This is a genomic window from Microbacterium gawkjiense (assembly GCF_031932225.1).
Lineage (GTDB): Bacteria > Actinomycetota > Actinomycetes > Actinomycetales > Microbacteriaceae > Microbacterium > Microbacterium gawkjiense.
Window position 1 is genome coordinate 204,232 of record NZ_JAUZVV010000001.1, and the last position, 19,252, is coordinate 223,483.

Annotated in this window: 15 protein-coding genes; 4 read left to right on the forward strand and 11 right to left on the reverse strand. The window is 71.9% G+C overall.

Features of this window, described 5'->3' with window-relative positions; genetic code table 11:
• Positions 1-6 precede the first annotated feature (6 nt).
• The 4 genes from Q9S71_RS01075 to sigJ all read right to left on the reverse strand — a co-directional run bounded on the left by Q9S71_RS01075 (position 7) and on the right by sigJ (position 4,459).
• Positions 7-645: a thymidine kinase gene (locus tag Q9S71_RS01075; RefSeq protein ID WP_311860068.1), complete on the reverse strand. Its 639-nt coding sequence runs from the start codon at positions 643-645 to the stop codon at positions 7-9.
• Between the two features lie 9 nt (positions 646-654).
• Positions 655-2,205 (reverse strand): malate:quinone oxidoreductase, encoded by a 1,551-nt coding sequence (locus Q9S71_RS01080; protein ID WP_311860069.1) that lies wholly within the window; start codon positions 2,203-2,205, stop codon positions 655-657.
• Positions 2,206-2,352: 147 nt separating this feature from the next.
• Positions 2,353-3,423, reverse strand: a complete 1,071-nt coding sequence (locus Q9S71_RS01085; protein WP_311860070.1) for an aspartate-semialdehyde dehydrogenase — start codon at positions 3,421-3,423, stop codon at positions 2,353-2,355.
• 121 nt (positions 3,424-3,544) lie between these two features.
• Positions 3,545-4,459, reverse strand: coding sequence for an RNA polymerase sigma factor SigJ (gene sigJ / locus Q9S71_RS01090; RefSeq protein ID WP_311860071.1), 915 nt, complete (start codon positions 4,457-4,459; stop codon positions 3,545-3,547).
• Between the two features lie 52 nt (positions 4,460-4,511).
• On the opposite strand from sigJ, the gene Q9S71_RS01095 reads away from it, so the two are divergent.
• Positions 4,512-5,255 carry an SDR family oxidoreductase gene (locus Q9S71_RS01095; protein WP_311860072.1) on the forward strand — a complete coding sequence of 248 codons (744 nt, stop codon included), beginning with the start codon at positions 4,512-4,514 and terminating at the stop codon, positions 5,253-5,255.
• 17 nt (positions 5,256-5,272) lie between these two features.
• Here the strand turns inward: Q9S71_RS01095 and Q9S71_RS01100 are convergent, their stop codons facing one another.
• On the reverse strand, positions 5,273-6,559 hold the full coding sequence (locus Q9S71_RS01100) for an aspartate kinase (RefSeq protein ID WP_064003044.1): 1,287 nt from the start codon (positions 6,557-6,559) through the stop codon (positions 5,273-5,275).
• 141 nt (positions 6,560-6,700) lie between these two features.
• On the opposite strand from Q9S71_RS01100, the gene Q9S71_RS01105 reads away from it, so the two are divergent.
• Together Q9S71_RS01105 and Q9S71_RS01110 are read left to right on the forward strand one after the other, a co-directional pair.
• Complete coding sequence (locus Q9S71_RS01105; protein WP_311860073.1) at positions 6,701-8,092, forward strand: threonine/serine exporter family protein; 1,392 nt, start codon at positions 6,701-6,703, stop codon at positions 8,090-8,092.
• 21 nt (positions 8,093-8,113) lie between these two features.
• On the forward strand, positions 8,114-8,512 hold the full coding sequence (locus Q9S71_RS01110) for a DMP19 family protein (protein WP_311860074.1): 399 nt from the start codon (positions 8,114-8,116) through the stop codon (positions 8,510-8,512).
• Here the strand turns inward: Q9S71_RS01110 and recR are convergent, their stop codons facing one another.
• Together recR and Q9S71_RS01120 are read right to left on the reverse strand one after the other, a co-directional pair.
• A complete protein-coding gene (gene recR, locus Q9S71_RS01115) occupies positions 8,513-9,106 on the reverse strand; it encodes a recombination mediator RecR (RefSeq protein WP_064003041.1) in 594 nt (197 codons plus the stop codon).
• 3 nt (positions 9,107-9,109) lie between these two features.
• Positions 9,110-11,236 carry a DNA polymerase III subunit gamma and tau gene (locus Q9S71_RS01120; RefSeq protein ID WP_311860075.1) on the reverse strand — a complete coding sequence of 709 codons (2,127 nt, stop codon included), beginning with the start codon at positions 11,234-11,236 and terminating at the stop codon, positions 9,110-9,112.
• A gap of 93 nt (positions 11,237-11,329) precedes the next feature.
• Between Q9S71_RS01120 and Q9S71_RS01125 the strand changes: the two genes are divergently transcribed.
• Complete coding sequence (locus Q9S71_RS01125) at positions 11,330-12,436, forward strand: FAD-dependent oxidoreductase (RefSeq protein WP_311860076.1); 1,107 nt, start codon at positions 11,330-11,332, stop codon at positions 12,434-12,436.
• A gap of 2 nt (positions 12,437-12,438) precedes the next feature.
• Here the strand turns inward: Q9S71_RS01125 and Q9S71_RS01130 are convergent, their stop codons facing one another.
• From Q9S71_RS01130 to pta, 4 genes are read right to left on the reverse strand one after another with little or no spacing between them, the layout of a single operon-like run.
• The gene (locus Q9S71_RS01130; RefSeq protein ID WP_311860077.1) at positions 12,439-15,057 is read right to left on the reverse strand and encodes a glycoside hydrolase family 65 protein; all 2,619 of its coding nucleotides are present in this window, start codon (positions 15,055-15,057) and stop codon (positions 12,439-12,441) included.
• 47 nt (positions 15,058-15,104) lie between these two features.
• Positions 15,105-15,827: an HAD family hydrolase gene (locus Q9S71_RS01135; RefSeq protein ID WP_217531024.1), complete on the reverse strand. Its 723-nt coding sequence runs from the start codon at positions 15,825-15,827 to the stop codon at positions 15,105-15,107.
• A 31-nt stretch (positions 15,828-15,858) separates the two neighbouring features.
• The gene (locus tag Q9S71_RS01140; protein WP_311860078.1) at positions 15,859-17,082 is read right to left on the reverse strand and encodes an acetate kinase; all 1,224 of its coding nucleotides are present in this window, start codon (positions 17,080-17,082) and stop codon (positions 15,859-15,861) included.
• Complete coding sequence (gene pta, locus Q9S71_RS01145) at positions 17,079-19,214, reverse strand: phosphate acetyltransferase (protein WP_311860079.1); 2,136 nt, start codon at positions 19,212-19,214, stop codon at positions 17,079-17,081. The genes Q9S71_RS01140 and pta overlap by 4 nt, the downstream gene beginning before the upstream one ends.
• Positions 19,215-19,252: the final 38 nt, after the last annotated feature.

Here is a 19,252-nt window from a genome sequence, read left to right on the forward strand (position 1 = left end):
GCCGCCTCAGCGCAGCCTGCCGCCCGACTCGCGCAGGTAGCACCGGGCGCACATCGACTCGTACGTGACGCGGTCGGCGGACAGTTCGTCGATCGCGACCTGGTCGCCGTCGAAGACGAACCGTCCGCCCACCAGCCGCGCGTTGAACAGCGCCTTGCTGCCGCAGCGGCAGATGGTCTTCAGCTCTTCGAGACTGTGGGCGAGCTCCATGAGCCGCGCGGACCCCGGGAAGGCCCGGGTCTGGAAGTCGGTGCGGATGCCGTAGGCGAGGACGGGGATGCCGTCGTTCACCGCGATCCGCAGCAGGTCGTCGATCTGATCGGGCACGAGGAACTGGGCCTCGTCGATCAGCAGGCACGCGACGTCGGTGCGCGTGTCGGGGACGAGCGCCGCATCGGCCTCGAACTGCACCCGCCGGCGATGCTCCGCGAACAGCGCGCGGGCGTCGTCCTCCGGCCCGATGAGGAAGTCGACCTTGCGTTCGACGCCCAGCCTGCTGGAGATCTGGTCGGCGCCCTTGGTGTCGATCTCGGGCTTGGCCAGCAGCACGTGCTGCCCGCGCTCCTCGTAGTTGAAGGCGGCCTGCAGCAGCGCCGTCGACTTGCCCGAGTTCATCGCGCCGTAGCGGAAGTAGAGCTTCGCCACGGATGCGTCTCAGGCGTTGATCTTGAGGGCAGCCGCGGTCGTCTGCAGGACCTCGTGCGCCGTCTCCGGTGCGTCGTTGAGCGTCCGACCGTACGTGGGGATGAGCTCCTTGAGGGTCGGCTCCCACGCCGGCAGGCGGTCGGCGAAGCAGGTCTTCAGCAGACCCAGCATGATCGACGCGCCGGTGGATGCGCCCGGCGAAGCACCCAGCAGTCCTGCGATGGAGCCGTCCGCGGAGCTGACGACCTCGGTGCCGAACTGCAGCACGCCGCCCTTCTTCGGGTCCTTCTTCATGACCTGCGCGCGCTGACCGGCCTGCAGGAGCTCCCAGTCCTCATCGCGGGCGCTGGGCATGAAGTCGCGGAGCGAGTCGACCTTCTTCGCGTGACCCTTGAGGAGCTCGCTGACGAGGTACTTGATGAGACCGGGGTTGTCGATCGCGACCTTGAGCATCGGGAGGATGTTGCCGGGGCGCACCTGGGCGATGATGTCGGTCATCCGACCGTTCTTGAGGAACTTCGGGCTGAACGTCGCGAACGGGCCGAACAGCAGCGACGCCTCACCGTCGACGACGCGCGTGTCGAGGTGCGGGACCGACATGGGCGGCGCACCCACGGAGGCCTGCGAGTACACCTTCGCCTTGTGCTGCGCGACGAGCTCGGGCTTGGAGGTCTTCAGCCACTGGCCGCCGATCGGGAAGACGCCGTAGCCCGAGATCTCGGGGATGCCGGAGCGCTGCAGGAGCTTGATGGCCCAGCCGCCGGCGCCCACGAAGACGAACCGCGCACGCACCTTGCCGGGAGTGCGTCCGACGGTGTGGCGGTAGGTGACCTCCCACGTGCCGTCCTTCTGACGCTTCAGGTCGCGCACCTCGCGGTTGGTCTCGACGTCGACGCCCTGCGCGGCGAGGTGCTCGAACAGCTGACGGGTGAGGGATCCGAAGTCGACGTCGGTGCCCGCGGGGACACGCGTGGCCGCGAAGGGCTCGCCCTTGCGGCGCTGCTGCATGAGCAGCGGGGCCCACTGGTTGATGACGCGGGAGTCCTCGGAGTACTCGATGCCGGCGAACAGCGGCTGCTCCTTGAGCACTTCGTAACGTTTTTTGAGGAACGCGACATCCTTCTCGCCGCGGACGAAGGTCATGTGCGGCGTCGCGTTGATGAACGTCGACGGCTCGTCGAGCACACCGCGCTCGACGAGGGCGCTCCACAGCTGCCGGGACTGCTGGAACTGCTCGTTGATCCCGATCGCCTTCGCCGGGTCGATCGTGCCGTCGGGTCCTTCGGGCGTGTAGTTCAGCTCGCAGAGGGCCGCGTGGCCCGTACCCGCGTTGTTCCACGCGTTGGAGGACTCCTGCGCGACCTCGGAGAGACGCTCGAACACGCCGATCTTCCAGTCCGGCTCGAGCTGCTGCAGCAGGGTGCCGAGCGTGGCGCTCATGATGCCGCCGCCGATCAGCAGGGCGTCGTACACCTCCGTCGGACTCACCGCGGCGGGGCTGCTCGCGGCGGCGTTCTCTGCGGCGTGATCGTCTGCTCCGGGATTGTCAGTCACGGTCATCCAGTCTACGTCGCCCGACCACCGGCGATCGCCGTCGGGGCGCCCCCGGCGGTGCAGGAATCAGGGTTCTTTCCCCAGGTGAAACACGGATGCCGGGTGCCGCCGCGCGGGGACGGGGGCACCCGGCATCCGCTCCGGCATCCGCCCTCAGACGCGGGCGGTCAGGTTCGCGGCGACGAGCTCGGCGATCTGGACCGCGTTCAGAGCGGCCCCCTTGCGGAGGTTGTCGTTGCTGATGAACAGGACGAGGCCCTTACCCTCGGGCGCGGACTGGTCGGCCCGGATGCGGCCGACGAGGCTCGGGTCGGTGCCGGCGGCGGCGAGGGGGGTCGGGACGTCGGCGAGGGCGACCCCGGCGGCGTCGGCGAGGACCTCGCGCGCCCGGGCGGGCGTGATGTCGCGCGCGAACTCGGCGTGGATCGACAGCGAGTGGCCCGTGAAGACGGGGACGCGGACGCAGGTCCCGGCGACGCGGAGGTCGGGAAGCTCGAGGATCTTGCGGCTCTCGTTGCGGAGCTTCTTCTCCTCGTCGGTCTCGTCCTCGCCGTCGTCGACGAGGTTGCCGGCGAAGGGGATGACGTTGAACGCGATGGGGGCGACGTACTTCTGCGGCGCCGGGAACTCGACGGCGGCGCCGTCGTGGACGAGACCGATCGCGCCGCCCTGGCCGACCACCGACTCCACCTGGCCGAGCAGCTCCTCGGCCCCCGCCAGACCCGAGCCCGACACCGCCTGGTAGGTGCTGACGGTCAGGCGGACGAGCCCGGCTTCGACGTGCAGGGGCTTGAGCGCGGGCATGGCGGCCATGGTCGTGCAGTTCGGGTTGGCGATGATGCCCTTGGGCAGATCCTCGATCGCGTGCGGGTTGACCTCGCTGACGACGAGCGGGACCTCGGGGTCCATCCGCCAGGCGCTCGAGTTGTCGATGACGACGGCGCCCGCCTCGGCGAACCGCGGCGCGTGGGCGCGCGAGCCCGTCGCACCGGCGGAGAACAGCGCGATCTGGATGCCGGCGGGGTCGGCCGTCGCGACGTCCTCGACGATGATCTCGCGGCCGTCGACCTCGACCGTCGAGCCGGCCGAGCGGGCCGTCGCGAACAGGCGGAGCTCGCGGATCGGGAACGCGCGCTCGACGAGGATGTCGCGCATCACCGTCCCGACCTGGCCGGTGGCGCCGACGACGGCGACGGAGAATCCCGAATCGGAGAAGACGGTCATGGTGCGGTTCCTCGGGGGTGCGGCGCCGCGCGACGAGGCGTCGCGACAGGGCGCAGGAGAGCGGGTTCCGGCGATTCTACCGGCGCCTCGGGTGCCGCGATCCGCATGTGTCGCCCGGGCGTCACACCCAGGCGCGCAGCTTGCCGGGGTGGCGCATCATCCAGACGTCCGTGATCCGCTCACCGTCGGTCGCGAACGTCACGACCGCGGCGACGGCGCCGCCCAGGCGGATCACGAAACCGAGGCCGTCGCCGGTGACCGCCGGCTCGTACACCGCCGCGGGCTGCTTCTGCGCCAGCCCGAGCAGGAACCGCGCGACGTGGTCGGCACCGCGCACCGGCCGCCTGGCCGCGGAGACGACCCCGCCGCCGTCCGAGACGAGGACGACGTCGGGCGCGAGCACGCGGACGAGGGCGTCGAGCCGGCCCGTCGCACTCGCGGCGGCGAACGCGGCCACGACCTCGTCGTGCCGGCTGCGCGGGACGGCGGCCCCCGGGCGGCGGCCGACGTGACGACGAGCGGATGCCGCCAGCTGCCGGCAGGCGGCGGGTGAACGCCCCAGCACCTCGGCGATCTCCCCGAAGGGCACCGCGAACACCTCGTGCAGCACGAACGCCACCCGCTCGGCCGGGGTGAGGGTCTCGAGGACGAGCAGGAGCGCTGTCGAGACATTCTCTGCCCCGACGGCGGCATCGGCGGGGTCGCCGCCGGCGGATTCGGCGGGGACCGGCTCGGGGAGCCACTTCCCCACGTAGGTCTCATGGCGCGCCCGCGCCGAGCCGAGCACGTCGAGGCAGATCCGGCCGGTCACCCGCATGAGCCAGCCCGCGGGGTTCGCGATCTCCGCCCGCTCGGTGTCGCTGAGGCGCACCCAGCGGACGTACGCCTCCTGCACGGCGTCCTCGGCCTCGGCGAGCGTCCCGAGCATGCGATGGGCGGCGGCGAGGAGGATGCGGCGGTGCGCGTCGACCTGGCCGGCTGCGGCATCCGGTCGCGTCGCGGCATCCGTCATCGCGATCTCCGTCCTCGGCCTCACATTCGCGGAGGCTGCGTCGTCACCACAGTGACACACCTTCGGAAGGGGAGAGATGAAGATCGCAGTGGCAGGCGGAACGGGCACCGTCGGACGGCTCGTGGTGGACCGGGTGCGCGCGGCGGGGCACGACCCCGTCGTCCTCTCGCGGGCGGCGGGGGTCGATCTGCGCGACCGCGCGGCGACCGATCGCGCGCTGGCGGGCGTCGAGGCCCTGATCGACGCGGCGAGCGTCGGGACCACCCGGGCGGCGACGTCGACGGAATTCTTCCGGGCCGCCTCCGGAACGCTCCTCGCGGCGGCCCGGGCGGCGGGTGTGGCGCACGCGGTGCTGCTGTCGATCGTCGGGATCGACCGCAACCCGAACGGCTACTACGCCGGCAAGGTCGTGCAGGAGGAGCTGTTCGAACGCGGCACGGTGCCCTGGACGATCCTGCGGGCGACCCAGTTCCACGAGTTCGCCGGGCAGGTGGCGTCGCAGGCACGGCTCGGGCCGCTGCAGCTGGCTCCGCGCGCCCGCGTGCAGCCGGTCGCCGCCGTCGAGGTCGCGGCGCGCCTGGTCGCCCTCGCCGTCTCGGGACCGCAGGGACGTGCGGCGGACCTCGCGGGGCCGCGCGAGGAACGCCTCGAGCGCATGATCCGGGCGTGGGTGCGTCGGGACGGCTCGCGGCCACCCGTCATCCCCGTCGCCATCCCGGGGGCGCAGATGCGCGGTATGCGCGCGGGGCTCAACCTGCCGACCGCGGGGGCGACGCTCGCCGGGCCGACCTTCGACGACTGGCTCGCCGCGCATGGATGAACCCGGCGGGGCCGTCGTCAGCGACCGGTGCCGGCGTGGACGACGGCCTCGGTGTCGCCGTCGAGACCGTACGCGGTGTGCACGACGCGCGCCGCCTCGGCGAGGTCGTCGCCGCGGACGACGACCGAGATGCGGATCTCGGAGGTCGAGATCATCTCGATGTTGACGCCCGTCGTCGACAGCGCCTCGAACAGGGTCGCCGAGACGCCCGAGTGGGTGCGCATGCCGGCGCCGACGACCGACAGCTTGCCGATCTGGTCGTCGTGGACGAGCTTGTCGAAGCCGACCGAGCCCTGCTCGACCGACAGCGCGCGCAGGGCCGTCGACGCCTCGGCCTTGGGCAGGGTGAACGAGATGTCGGTGCGTCCGGTGGCGGCGGCCGACACGTTCTGGACGATCATGTCGACGTTCGCGCCGGACTTCGCGACGATCTTGAAGATCTCGGCGGCCTTGCCGGGGACGTCGGGCACGCCGACGACGGTGATCTTGGCCTGGCTGAGGTCGGTGGCGACACCGGTGACGATGGGCTCTTCCATCTCTTCTCCCTCTTCGTGGTCGGGGGCGGTCATCCCCGGACCGAGAACGTACGTGCCGACACCCGAGCTGAAGGTCGAGCGGGCGTGGATCATAACGCCGTGACGGCGGGCGAACTCGACGGCGCGGATGTAGAGCACCTTCGCGCCGTTGGCGGCGAGCTCGAGCATCTCCTCGGACTGGACCGTCGCGAGCTTGCGGGCCTTCGGCACGACGCGCGGGTCGGCGGTGAAGATGCCGTCGACGTCGCTGTAGATCTCGCAGACGTCGGCGTTCAGGGCGGCGGCCAGCGCGACGGCGGTGGTGTCGGACCCGCCGCGGCCGAGGGTCGTGATGTCGCGGGTGTCGCGGCTGAAGCCCTGGAAGCCGGCGACGATGACGATCGCGCCCTCGTCGAGCGCCTCACGCACGCGCACCGGGGTGACGTCGACGATGCGGGCGGCGCCGTGCGAGCTGTCGGTGATCATGCCGGCCTGGCTGCCCGTGAACGAGCGCGCCTCGAAGCCCATCGAATTGATCGCCATCGCGAGCAGCGCCATCGAGATGCGCTCACCGCTGGAGAGCAGCATGTCGAGCTCGCGCGGAGCGGGCAGCGGTGAGACCTGCGAGGCGAGGTCGAGAAGCTCGTCGGTCGTGTCGCCCATCGCGCTCACGGCGACGACGACATCGTGACCGGCGCGGCGGGCGTCGACGATGCGCTTCGCGACGCGGCGGATGCTCTCGGCGTCGGCGACGGACGAACCGCCGTACTTCTGGACGATCAGGGCCATGGTCGGATACTCCCGGGTGGATGCCGGGCGCAGCCGGCGGGCGGAGACTCACGCCCGCCGTCCATCCTACGGAGCGGCCCGTACCGCGACAGCCATGTGACGCGGGCGGACCGCCGGGAGGGCTCATTTAGGCTGGTCCCCATGGGACGACGCCAGCTCTTCACGTCGCTGCAGGCCCTCGTCCGCACTCCCGAGAGCTCGGCTCCGCACACCGAGATGCTGCCCGTCATCGACGACGCGTTCGCCGTCGGGGTGCTCGATCTGGCCATCCGCATCGGCGAGTCCATGCTCGCCTCGGGCGCTCCTGCGAGCGAGGTGACGCTCACGATCGTCCGGGTCGCCGGGGTGTACGGCCTCGACCCCGTGCACGTCGACGTCAGCTACAACTCGATCACCGTCGCACATCACCGCAGCGGCGCCGACCGCCCGATCACGCTCATGCGCGTCGTGCGGAGCCAGGCTCCCGACCACGCCCGCTTGCAGCGGCTGCAGGCCCTCGTCGCCGCGATCCGGAACGGGATGCCGCTCGAGTCCGCGCGCGCCGACTTCCGGATCGTGCGGCGCACCCCCTTCGCCTACCACCCGCCGGTCATCGTCGGGGCGCAGGCCCTGCTCGCCGTGGGCGTCGCCCTCATGTTCGGCGCGAACTGGCTGGTCATCCTGCTCTCCTTCATCGCGGCGGCGGGGGCCGCGATCACGCAGTTCCTCCTCGGCCGCGCGCACGTCCCGTTCTTCTTCAGCCAGGTCGCCGGCGCCTTCGTCCTGACCCTCATCGCCGCCGTCGCCCCGCGCCTCGAGGCGACGGGATGGATGGCGGCGCAGGACATCCGACCGTCTGTCATCGTCGCCTCGGGCATCGTGCTCATGCTCGCGGGGCTCACCGTCGTGGGCGCCGCGCAGGACGCGATCGACGGCTTCGCGCTCACGGCGACCGGCCGCATCCTCGAACTCACGACCCAGACCCTGGGGGTCGTCCTGGGCATCCTCGCGGGACTCGAGACGGCGCGCGTCGTCGGGGCGGGGATGGACGCCCCGAACGACCCGCTGCCGTTCGGACCGATCCCGTTGCAGTTCGCGGGCGCCGCGCTCATCGCCGTGTCGGTCACGATCTACAACGGCGCCGGGCTCCGGGTCGTCGCGGTCAGCGTGGGTCTGAGCGTCGTCGCCTGGGCGGGCTACACCGCGGCATCCGCCCTCGGCTTCGAAACGGCGGCCGCCAGCGGCGTGGGCGCGTTCGTGGGAAGCCTCGTCGGCATCCTCGCCGCCTACAAGCTGCACGTGCCGTCGGTGGCGATCACGACGGCGGCGATCCTGCCGATGGTGCCCGGCGCGGCCGTGTTCCGCGGGCTCCTCGGCGTCGTCGAGTCCGGGCAGAGCACCGTGACGCTGCTCATGGGCTTCACGACCCTCGCCTCGGCGGCGACCGTCGGGATCGCCCTGGCCGTCGGCGCGTCGCTCGGCATCTACGTCGGTCAGCCGCTGCGCGCGACGCTCGGAACCGTCATCCGCGCCCGCGCGCGCGAACGGTCCTGAGCTCTCCCCTAGGCTCTCCGCATGAGCTCTGCGAGTGACGCGATCTGGAACCGGGCCGTCGATTTCGACATCGCCGCAACGCTGGCCGGCGACCTCGCCGCCCGACGGGTCCTCACCTTCCACGGCATGGTCCAGAACGGCGGATTCTGGTACGCGATCGAGGTGCACTCGAGCGATGACGAGTTCCCCCTGAACGCGATCGCCGACGGCTACCGCACCCTCGGACTCGAAGCGACCGCCGAGGCCGTGGACCGAGCAGCGTCCGAGTACGACGAGACGGCCGGGATCGGCGACGAAGAGGCGTGGGGCGAAGCCGAGGAGCGTGTCAACGGCGAGTACCGCATCGAGGACGAGGACATCCTCGCGGCCATCGAGCGCACGCACGCCCAGGAGCCGGAGCTGTTCGCCCCGACCGACTGACTAGACCGCGCGGCGGCCTTCGAAGGCGCGGCCGAGGGTGACCTCGTCGGCGTACTCGAGGTCTCCGCCGACCGGCAACCCCGACGCGAGCCGGGTCACCCGGATCTCGAGGGTGTGGAGCAGGCGGCTCAGGTAGGTCGCGGTCGCCTCGCCCTCGAGGTTGGGATTGGTCGCGAGGATCACCTCGGTGACGGTGCCGTCGGCGAGGCGCTGCATGAGCTGCGCGATGCGGAGGTCGTCGGGACCGATACCCGCCATGGGGCTGATCGAGCCGCCGAGCACGTGGTACAGCCCCCGGAACTCGCGGGTGCGCTCGATCGCCGAGACGTCCTTCGCGTCTTCGACGACGCAGATGAAGGTGCGGTCGCGACGGGGGTCGCGGCAGATGGAGCACTGCGTCTGCTCCGACACGTTGCCGCAGATCTCGCAGAACCGCACCCGCTCACGCAGCTCGGACAGCAGCTGCGCGAGCCGAGAGACGTCGAAGGACGGCGTCTGCAGGATGTGGAACGCGATGCGCTGCGCCGACTTCGGGCCGATGCCGGGCAGGCGGCCGAACTCGTCGATCAGGTCTTGGACGATGCCGTCGTACATGGATCAGTTGAACCTCGTCGGCGGCGTGTACGGCTCCTCGCGGATGAACCGGGCGCCGAGCAGTTGTCGGACCGCCGCCTCGCCGACCCGCTCGATGCCGCCCGGGCGCGGCGCCCGCGTCGGCTCGGCGGCGAGCCGCGTGGGCGGTGGGGTGTGGACCGGGACGGGCGCGTCGACATCCACCGGCGGCGGCACGTCGTCCTCGTCGTCGTCGGGTGCCTCGGCGGGAAGGACATCGCCCTCCCGCGGCGCGGTGAGCGTGCGGACCGGCGCGGGGGCCGCATCCTCGGGCTCCTCGTCGACCGCGAACTGCGCGGCGGGCGCACCGTCGTCGGAGGGGATGGGAGCGACCGCCCACTCGGTGACGGGCGCGGCGGCCGCGGGGGCGGTCCGCGGGGCGGCGGACGGCGGACGGGATGCCGCGGGTGCAGCGGCGCCGCCGGGGCCGGACGAGGGCGTCGCGGCCGGCGGGGCCGTCGGGGCGGGCGGGACGTCGGGTCCGACGCCGCCGGGCGGCGGCGGGGTCGGGTCGGTGTCGTGCCGCGTGAGGTACTTCACCCGCACGCCGAGCACCGACAGGATCGCGGTGCGCAGATCCTCGCTCGGACCCTTGCCTGCGCTCAGCTTCTTGAACGACTGCACGTCGGCGTGGCTCTGGAACGACAGCGTGAGGATGTCGCCCTCCGCATATGCCACCGGCCGGGACGCGCTCGCGATCATCCACGACGTGCGGCTGAGGTCTTCGAGCCGGCGGAGGATCTCGGGCCACGAGTCACGGATCTGCGCGAACGTCACCGGCCCGGTCGGGACGGGCGGCTCGGGCAGGGCCGCCGGGGCCGGCTCGGGCGCCGACGGGGCGGGCGCCGCGGCGGCCCCTGCGCCGGGAGCGGCGGGAGCGGATACCGGGGGCGTCGCGCGGGGTTCCACCGCGGCGGGCGCCGGCGCCGCGGCGGGTGCCGGCGCGGCGCCGACCGGCGCGGAGGCGACCGGCGCGGGCGCCGAGGGTGCGGCCGCGGCGCCCGCGCCGGCATCCGTCGCGGCGAGGACACGGGCCACGAGAAGCTCGAGCTGCAGGCGGGGCGAGGTCGTGCCGGTCATGTCGTCGAGCGCGGTGACGACGAGGTCGGCGATCCGCGAGAGCCGGTCGGTGCCGAACGCAGCCGCCTGGCGCCCCATGCGCTCGAGCTCGTCGGCCGGCACACCGCGCAGCACGGCGCGGGCGCCCTCGCCGGTCGCCGCCACGATGATGAGGTCGCGCAGGCGCTCGAGCAGGTCGTCGACGAAACGTCGCGGGTCCTGACCGGTCTGAACGACGCGGTCGACGGCGCCGAAGGCCGCGGCGGCATCGTGCGACGAGAACGCGTCGACGACCTCGTCGAGCAGTTCGGCGTGCGTGTAGCCGAGCAGGGCGACCGCGCGCTCGTAGCCGACGGCGCCGTCCTCGGAGCCGGCGATGAGCTGGTCGAGGAGCGAGAGGGTGTCGCGCGGCGATCCCCCGCCGGCGCGGACGACGAGCGGCAGGACACCGGGCTCGACCGTCACGCCCTCGCTGGCGCAGAGCTGCTCGACGTACTCGAGCATGGCGGCGGGGGCGACAAGGCGGAACGGGTAGTGGTGGGTGCGCGAGCGGATCGTGCCGATGACCTTCTCGGGCTCGGTCGTCGCGAAGATGAACTTCACGTGCGCGGGGGGCTCCTCGACGAGCTTCAGGAGCGCGTTGAACCCCTGCGCCGTGACCATGTGCGCCTCGTCGAGGATGAAGATCTTGAAGCGGTCGCGCGCGGGGGCGAAGACGGCGCGTTCGCGCAGGTCGCGCGCATCGTCGACACCGTTGTGCGAGGCGGCGTCGATCTCGACGACGTCGAGCGAACCGCCGCCGCCGCGGCTGAGCTCCTTGCAGGAGTCGCACTCGCCGCACGGGGTGTCGGTCGGGCCCTGCGCGCAATTGAGGCAGCGCGCGAGGATGCGGGCTGAGGTGGTCTTGCCGCAGCCGCGGGGACCGGAGAAGAGGTAGGCGTGGCCGACCCGGTCGCTGCGCAGCGCCGTCATGAGCGGCTCGGTCACCTGGCTCTGTCCGATCATCTCGCCGAAGGTCTCCGGGCGATAGCGGCGGTACAGGGCGGTGGTCACCACAACAGACTACGGCGTGGCGCCGACATCCGATCCGGCGCCGAGGCTCCGGGCACCGGGAACAGCCGGGGTCGGTCTCACGTTGCAGCCGTCATGTCCCCCGAGCCCGTCGACGTCGCCGTGATCGGCGCGGGGCAGGCCGGGCTCAGCGCCGCCTACCATCTGCGTCGCCGCGGTTTCGTCCCACTCGGGGACGCCGAGGCGGAGGTGCCCACGTTCGTCGTCGTGGACGCCGAGACGCACGCCGGGGGCGCGTGGCAGCACCGGTGGCCGTCGCTGCGGATGGGCACGGTCAACGGCATCCACGAGCTCCCCGGCTACGCCGTGCCGCCGGCGGATCCGCGGGCGGCCAGCCGGGAGGTCCTGCCGGAGTACTTCGCTGCTTACGAGGCGCGGTTCGAGCTCGCGGTCCGTCGCCCCGTGCAGGTGCGCGCCGTCCGACGGGCCGACGACGACCCGCGCGGCCGGCTGATCGTCGAGGCGGACACCAGCGACGGCGCCCACGCCTGGGCGGCGCGGTACGTCATCAACGCGACGGGCACGTGGCGGAAGCCCTTCTGGCCGACCTTCCCGGGGCAGGCGTCGTTCGCGGGACGGCAGCTGCACGTGCACGACTACCGCTCGGCCGAGGAGTTCCGCGGTCGACGCGTCGTCATCGTGGGCGCCGGGGTCTCGGCGATCCAGTTGCTCGACGAGATCTCCGCCGTCACGGACACGTTCTGGGTCTCACGCACCGAACCGCAGTGGGATGCCGTCGCGTTCGACACAGCCGCGCGCATCCAGGCGATCGCCGGCGTCGAGGAACGCGTCCGGCAGGGGCTGCCGCCGGGCAGCGTCGTCTCGGTCACCGGGGCGCACTGGTCACCGTGGGCGCAGGCGGCGAAGGACCGGGGCGCCCTGGTGTGGCATCCCATGTTCACCGCCATCGAGCCGGATGGGGTACGGATGCCGGACGGCACCCTCGAGCCGGCGGACGTCATCCTCTGGGCGACCGGGTTCCGCGCCGACATCGCGCACCTCGCCCCGCTCGGGCTGCGCACCCCCGCCGGCGGCGTGCGTGTGCGCGACACCCGCTCGATCGACGAACCCCGGCTGTTCCTCATCGGCTACGGTCCGTCGCAGTCGACGGTCGGCGCGAACCGCGCCGGTCGCGACGCGGTCCGCGCCATCGTCCGCGAGCGCGCCGCCGCGACGGTCTGAGTTCAGACCGTCGCGGTGACATCGCCCGCGTCGACCGCGGGGAACTGCCGCGTGCGGGTGTCGGGCTCGGGCGCCGCCTGCTCCCCGGCATCCGTCGGCTGCTCCTCGGCGGTCACGATCGGGATCGTGCCCGTGTGCACCGGGACGGAGGTCGCCGCCGTCGCGTCGGGCACAGACGCGGACAGCAGTGTGCCGTCCTCGCGCAGCTGCTCCCCGATCTGTCGGAGTGTCGGACGCCCCGGGATCACGGGGCCCTGACCCTCGAGCGGCACCGTGACCGTCTCACCGGCCGCGACCGTGTACCCGGCGCCCCGGACCGTGAACGACACGGCCTCGCCCTCGCCGGCGGCGACCGTCATCTCGTCGCGGCGGACCGTGATCCGCAGGCGTGTGCCGTGCCAGTGGAGCGTGTACGACAGCGACGGCCAGTCGGCGGGCAGGCGCGGGTCGAAGCTGAGCGCCCCGCGGTGATCGCGCATGCCGCCGAACCCGGCGACGAGCGCCGTCCAGACGCCGCCGGCGGAGGCGACGTGGACGCCGTCGGACGCGTTGCTGTGCAGGTCGCCGAGGTCGACGAACGCCGACTCGCGGAAGTACTCCAGCGCGAGGTCCTGGTACCCGACCTCGGCGGCGAGGATCGCCTGCACGACCGCCGAGAGTGTCGAGTCCCCCGTCGTCAGCGCGTCGTAGTACTCGAAGTCGGCGAGCTTCTCGGCCGGGGTGAACTGGTTGCCCTGCAGGAACAGGGCGAGCACGACGTCGGCCTGCTTGAGCACCTGGTACCGGTAGATCACCAGCGGGTGGAAGTGCAGCAGCAGCGGGCGCTGCTCGGCGGGGGTGTTCTCGAGGTCCCACACCTCGCGCTCGAGGAAGACGGCGTCCTGGGGGTGGATGCCGAGGGCCTCGCTGTACGGGATGTGCATCGCCTCGCCGGCGCTCTGCCACGCGACCGGCTCGGCCTCATCGAGATCGAGACGGTCGACCATCGCGCGGTAGGCCTCGGGCTGGTCGACGGCCATCTCGCGCACGACGCGCGCGGCGTAGCGCAGGTTGTACCGCGCCATGACGTTCGTGAACAGGTTGTCGTTGACGACCGTCGTGTACTCGTCGGGACCGGTCACCCCGTGGATGTGGAAGCTCTCGGGCTCGCCCGTCTCGGTGAACCGCCAGAACCCGAGGGTCGCCCACAGCCGCGCCGTCTCGACGAGGATGTCGACGCCCTCGCGGTGCAGGAAGTCGGTGTCCCCCGTCGCGCGGACGTACTTGCCGAGCGCGAAGGCGACGTCGGCGTTGATGTGGTACTGCGCGGTGCCGGCGGCGTAGTAGGCCGAGGCCTCCTCGCCGTTGATCGTGCGCCACGGGAACAGCGCGCCCGCCTCGTTCAACTGTCCCGCGCGCTTCCGGGCCGCCGGGAGCATGAGGTACCGCATCCGCAGCGCGTTCCGCGCCCAGAGCGGCGTCGTGTACGCGAGGAACGGCAGGACGTAGACCTCGGTGTCCCAGAAGTAGTGGCCGCTGTAGCCCGAGCCGGTCACACCCTTCGCGGGCACGCCGAGCGAGTCGGCGCGCGCGGCCGCCTGCGCGAGCTGGTACAGGCACCACCGGGTCGCCTGCTGCAGGTCGTCGTGCCCCTCGATGAGCACGTCCGACCGCTCCCAGAACGCCTGCACCCAGGCCTCCTGCCGCTCGAACAGCCGCTCGATGCCCTCGTGCTCGACCCGGTCGAGCGTGCGGCGGGCGCGCTCGACGAGCTCGCGCGCGGGGACGCCGCGGGAGGTGTGATACGCGACGGCCTTCGTGATCGTCACCGGCACACCCTGCTTCGCCTGCACCCGGAAGACGTTCTTGGCGACGTCGGGCTCGACGAGCGAGCGCGACGAGTACTCGTTCTCGGTCTCGACGAGGTGGTCGGCGACGACGGCGACCGTCATGCCGGAGTCGGTGACCTTGTACGACAGCGCGGCGCGGGTGCCGTCCTGCCAGTAATCCTCGGGCTGCAGCACCCGGTTCGCGAAACCGTCGGCCTTGCGGGGGTCGAACCCGGCCTCGGCCTGCTTGCCGAGCCCCGGGCCGCCGTACACGTCCTGGCCGTCCTGCCGGTTGATCATCTGGCAGCTGACCGTGACCGGGGCATCCGCGTTCAGCACCGTGACCGAGATGCGCATGACGGCGACGTGGCGCTCCTCGAAGGAGACCATGCGCTCGTAATCGATGACGACGTCCTTGCCGCTCGGGGTCATCCAGCGGATGTGGCGGGTCAGTACTCCCCGGCGCATGTCGAGGGCGCGCTCGTATTCGCGGAGGTCCGCGATGTCGAGGGAGAGCGGCTCGTCGTCGACGTAGACGCGCATGACCTTGCTGTCGGGCGCGTTGATGATCGTCTGCCCGACCTCGGCGAAGCCGAAGGCGCGCTCGGCGTGCCGGATCGGGAACACCTCGTGGAAGCCGTTCAGGAACGTGCCGTGCTCGTGCGCGTGGCGCCCCTCGGGGTGGTTGCCCCGCATGCCCAGGTAGCCGTTGCCCTCGGCGAACAGCGTCTCGGTGACGCCGACGTCGTCGAGCGAGAACGAGGTCTCGACGAGACGCCACGGGTCCACGGGAAAACGATGACGATCGATCATGCGGGGGTCCTTCTTCGGGTGTCAGGACGACAGGGGGATGCCGCGGGTCAGGCGAAGACGGCGAGGTCGTCCACGACGACGTGCGCCCCGGCGTCACGCAGCGCCTGGGCTCCGGCGCCGCGGTCCACACCCACCACGAGACCGTACCCGGCGGAGGCGGCCGATCGCACGCCCGAATGCGCGTCCTCGACGGCGGCGCTGCGCGCGGGGTCCACCCCGAGCAGCTCGGCGGCGCGCGCGAAGACGTCGGGCGCGGGCTTGGAGGCGAGGTGCTCGGACTCGGCCACGACGCCGTCCATGATGACCGGGAAGCGGTCGATGATGCCGGCGACCGTGAGGACCTCGCGGGCGTTCTTCGAGCTCGAGACCACGGCGATGGGGACGCCGGCGGCCTGCAGCTTCTCGACGAGGGCGAGCGAGCCCGGGTACGGCGCGATGCCGTCGGCGCGCAGCACGCGCTCGAAGACGACGTTCTTGCGGTTGCCGATCCCGCAGATCGTGTCGACCGAGGGGTCGTCGGACGGGTCGCCCCACGGCACCTCGACGTCGCGCGAGCGCAGCAGGCTCGCGACGCCGTCGTACCGCTTCTTCCCGTCGAGGTGCTCGAAGTAGTCGCTCTCGCGGTAGGCGGGCTCGACGCCCCACGAGGCGAACAGCTCCGTGAACATGCTCTGCCAGGCGTGCATGTGGACCTCGGCCGTGGGGGTCAGCACACCGTCGAGGTCGAAAAGGACTCCGTCGAAACGGGTGAGGTCGGGAAGCTCAGCCATCGTCACCGGACCAGCGTAACGGCCGTGCCCGTCAGGCCGTCGCGACGGCGTGGGCCTGGCGCGCGATCTCGAGCTCCTCGTCGGTGGGCACGACGAGGACCGTCACGAGAGAGTCGTCGGTGGAGATGACGCGGATGCCGCGTTCACCCGACGTGTTGCGCTCGGCGTCGAGGTGGACACCGGCGAAGCCGAGGGTCTCGAGGGCGGCGGCACGCACGACGGCGGAGTTCTCGCCCACGCCCGCCGTGAACGAGATTACGTCGACGCCGCCGAGCTGCGCGAGGTAGGCGCCGAGGTAGGCGCGGAGCCGGTGGATGTAGACGTCGAAGGCGAGCTGCGCGTCGGCATCCCCCTCACGTCGGCGGGTGTCGATGTCGCGCATGTCGGACGCGCCGGCGAGTCCCAGGAGGCCGCTGCGCTTGTTGAGGAAGGCGTCGAGCTCGCCGGGGCCCATGTCCTCGCGCCGGGCGAGCACCCCGAGCACCGACGGGTCGATGTCGCCGGAGCGCGTGCCCATGACGAGCCCCTCGAGTGGCGTGAGCCCCATCGAGGTGTCGACCGACTCGCCGCCGCGGATGGCCGTCGCCGACGCCCCGTTGCCCAGGTGCAGCACGATCTGCGAGAGCTCAGCGAGCGGCCGCCCGAGGAAGGCCGCAGCCGCTTCGCTCACGAACTTGTGACTCGTGCCGTGGAAGCCGTACTTGCGGATGCGGTGCTTCTGCGCCGTCTCGCGGTCGATCGCGTAGGTGTATGCCGCGGCCGGCATCGTCTGGTGGAAGGCCGTGTCGAACACCGCGACGTGGGGGACGTCGGCGAAGGCGGCGCGCGCCGCGCGGATGCCCTGCAGCGCCCCCGGGTTGTGCAGCGGCGCGAGGGCCGACAGCTCGTCGATGTTGATCTCGACGAGGGGGGTGATGAGGGTCGGCTCGAAGAAGCGGGCGCCGCCCTGGACGACGCGGTGCCCGACGGCGACCGGGCGCGCGTTTTGGAGGGAGGGCCCCTGGGCCGCGAAGGCCTCGAGCATGACGGCGAACCCGGCGGTGTGGTCGGGGATCGCGCGCTCGATGCGCGAGGTGGCCTTCGTCGCCGTGACCGCGGCGCGCTCCCCGCCGAGGAAGACGGTGTGGGTCGCGATGCCCGACTCCTCGCCGATCCGCTCGACCAGGCCGGAAGCGAGGGGACGCTCAGTGGCGACGTCGACGAGCTGGTACTTGAACGAGGACGAGCCGCTGTTGATGACGAGGACGGGGGTCATGCGCGGGCCTCCGGGGACGCGGCATCCGCGTTCTGCGCCTGGATCGCGGTGATCGCGATCGTGTTGACGATGTCCTCGACGAGGGCACCGCGGGAGAGGTCGTTGATGGGTTTGTTCAGTCCCTGCAGGACCGGACCCATCGCCACCGCGCCGGCCGAGCGCTGCACGGCCTTGTAGGTGTTGTTGCCCGTGTTGAGGTCGGGGAAGACGAAGACGGTCGCCCGACCGGCGACATCCGACCCGGGCATCTTCGTCGCCGCGACGGCCGCGTCGGTCGCGGCGTCGTACTGGATCGGACCCTCGACGAGGAGCTCCGGAGCACGCTCGCGCACGAGCGCGGTCGCCTCGCGCACCTTCTCGACGTCGGCACCCGACCCGGACTCGCCGGTCGAGTACGAGAGCATCGCGACGCGCGGCGAGATGCCGAACTGCTCAGCGGTCGCCGCCGACGACACCGCGATGTCGGCCAGCTGCGGTGCGGTCGGGTCGGGGACGACGGCGCAGTCGCCGTAGACCAGCACCCGATCGGCGAGCGCCATGAGGAACACGCTCGAGACGACGTCGACGCCGGGTTTGGTCTTGATGATCTCGAAGGCCGGACGGATGGTGTGCGCCGTCGTGTGCGCCGCGCCCGAAACCATGCCGTCGGCGAGGCCGAGGTGGACCATGAGCGTGCCGAAGTAGGAGACGTCGGTGACCGTGTCGGCGGCTTGCCGGAACGTGACGCCCTTGTGCGCGCGGAGTCGCTCGTATTCGCGGGCGAACTTGTCGACGTGGACGGCGTCGAAGGGGCTCAGCACCTCGGCGGCGCGGATGTCGAGACCCAGCTCGAGGGCACGCGCGTGCACCTCGATGGGCTCGCCGAGGATCGTGATGTCGGCGATGCCGCGCGCGAGGGCCGTCGCGGCGGCGCGCAGGATGCGATCGTCGCCGCCCTCGGGCAGCACGATGCGGCGACGCTCGCGCCGGGCGCGTTCGATCAGCCCGTACTGGAACATGAGGGGCGTGACCACCTGCGAGCTCGCGAGGCCGATGCGTCGGAGGAGATCGTCGGTGTCGACGTGCTGCTCGAACAGCGTCAGGGCCGTGTCGTACCGGCGCTGCGAGTGCGCGGCCAGCCGGCCCCGGGCGCTCATGATGCCGCGCACGGTCTCGTACGTGCCCTGATCGGTCGCGAGGATCGGGAGGTTCGAGTCGAGGCCGTCGATGAGGCGCTCGACGTGCTCGGGGAGCTCGAACGGGCCGTAGAGGACGATGCCCGACAGCGAGGGGAAGGTTCCCGACGCGTTGGCCAGGAGCGCCGCCAGCAGCACCTCGGTGCGATCGGCGGCCACGGCGAGGATCGCGCCCTCCTCGAGCCGCGGCAGGACGTTGTTGAGCGACATTCCTGCGACGACGACGTGCAGCACCTCGCGGTCGAGCAGCGCCTCGTCGCCCTTCACGAGCGTCGCGCCGAGCGAACGGGCGACGTCGCCGACCGACGGGGCCACGAGGTATGCGTCCTCGGGGATCGCCCAGACCCCGATGTCGCCCGCTGCGGCGGGGACGGCGCGGACGGCTGCGACGATGTCGTCGAGGTGCGCGGGGTCGGCGCGGTTGACCACGACGGCGAAGATGCCGGCGCGCTCGTGGGTGATCTCGGACAGCGCGAGGGTCGCGAGGTTGCCGACCTGTGCGGGTGTCAGCCCACCGGCATCCGTCTGCCGCTCGCCGTCGGCGGCCTGCCCCGACAGCACCACGAGGACGGGCGCGCCCAGGTTGGCCGCGATGCGGGCGTTGTAGCCCAGCTCGGCGGGACTGCCGACGTCGGTGTAGTCGCTGCCGACGATGACGACCGCGTCGCACTGGGCCTCGACCGCCTTGTACCGCTCGACGATGCGGCCGAGGGCCGCCTCGGGGTCGGCGCGGACCTCGTCGTAGGTGGCCCCGATGCACTCGTCGTAGCCGAGGTCGACGCCGTCATGGTCGAGGAGCATCTCGAGCACGTAGTCGCGCTCCTCGGTCGAGCGCGCGATCGCGCGGAACACCCCGACGCGGGGCGACCGGCGACTGAGGGTGTCGAGCACGCCGAGGGCGATCGTCGACTTCCCGGAGTGACCTTCCGCGGAGGTGATGTAGATGCTCTGAGCCACGCTCCCAGCCTAGGGTCGCGGCCGATGGGCGGGCTGGG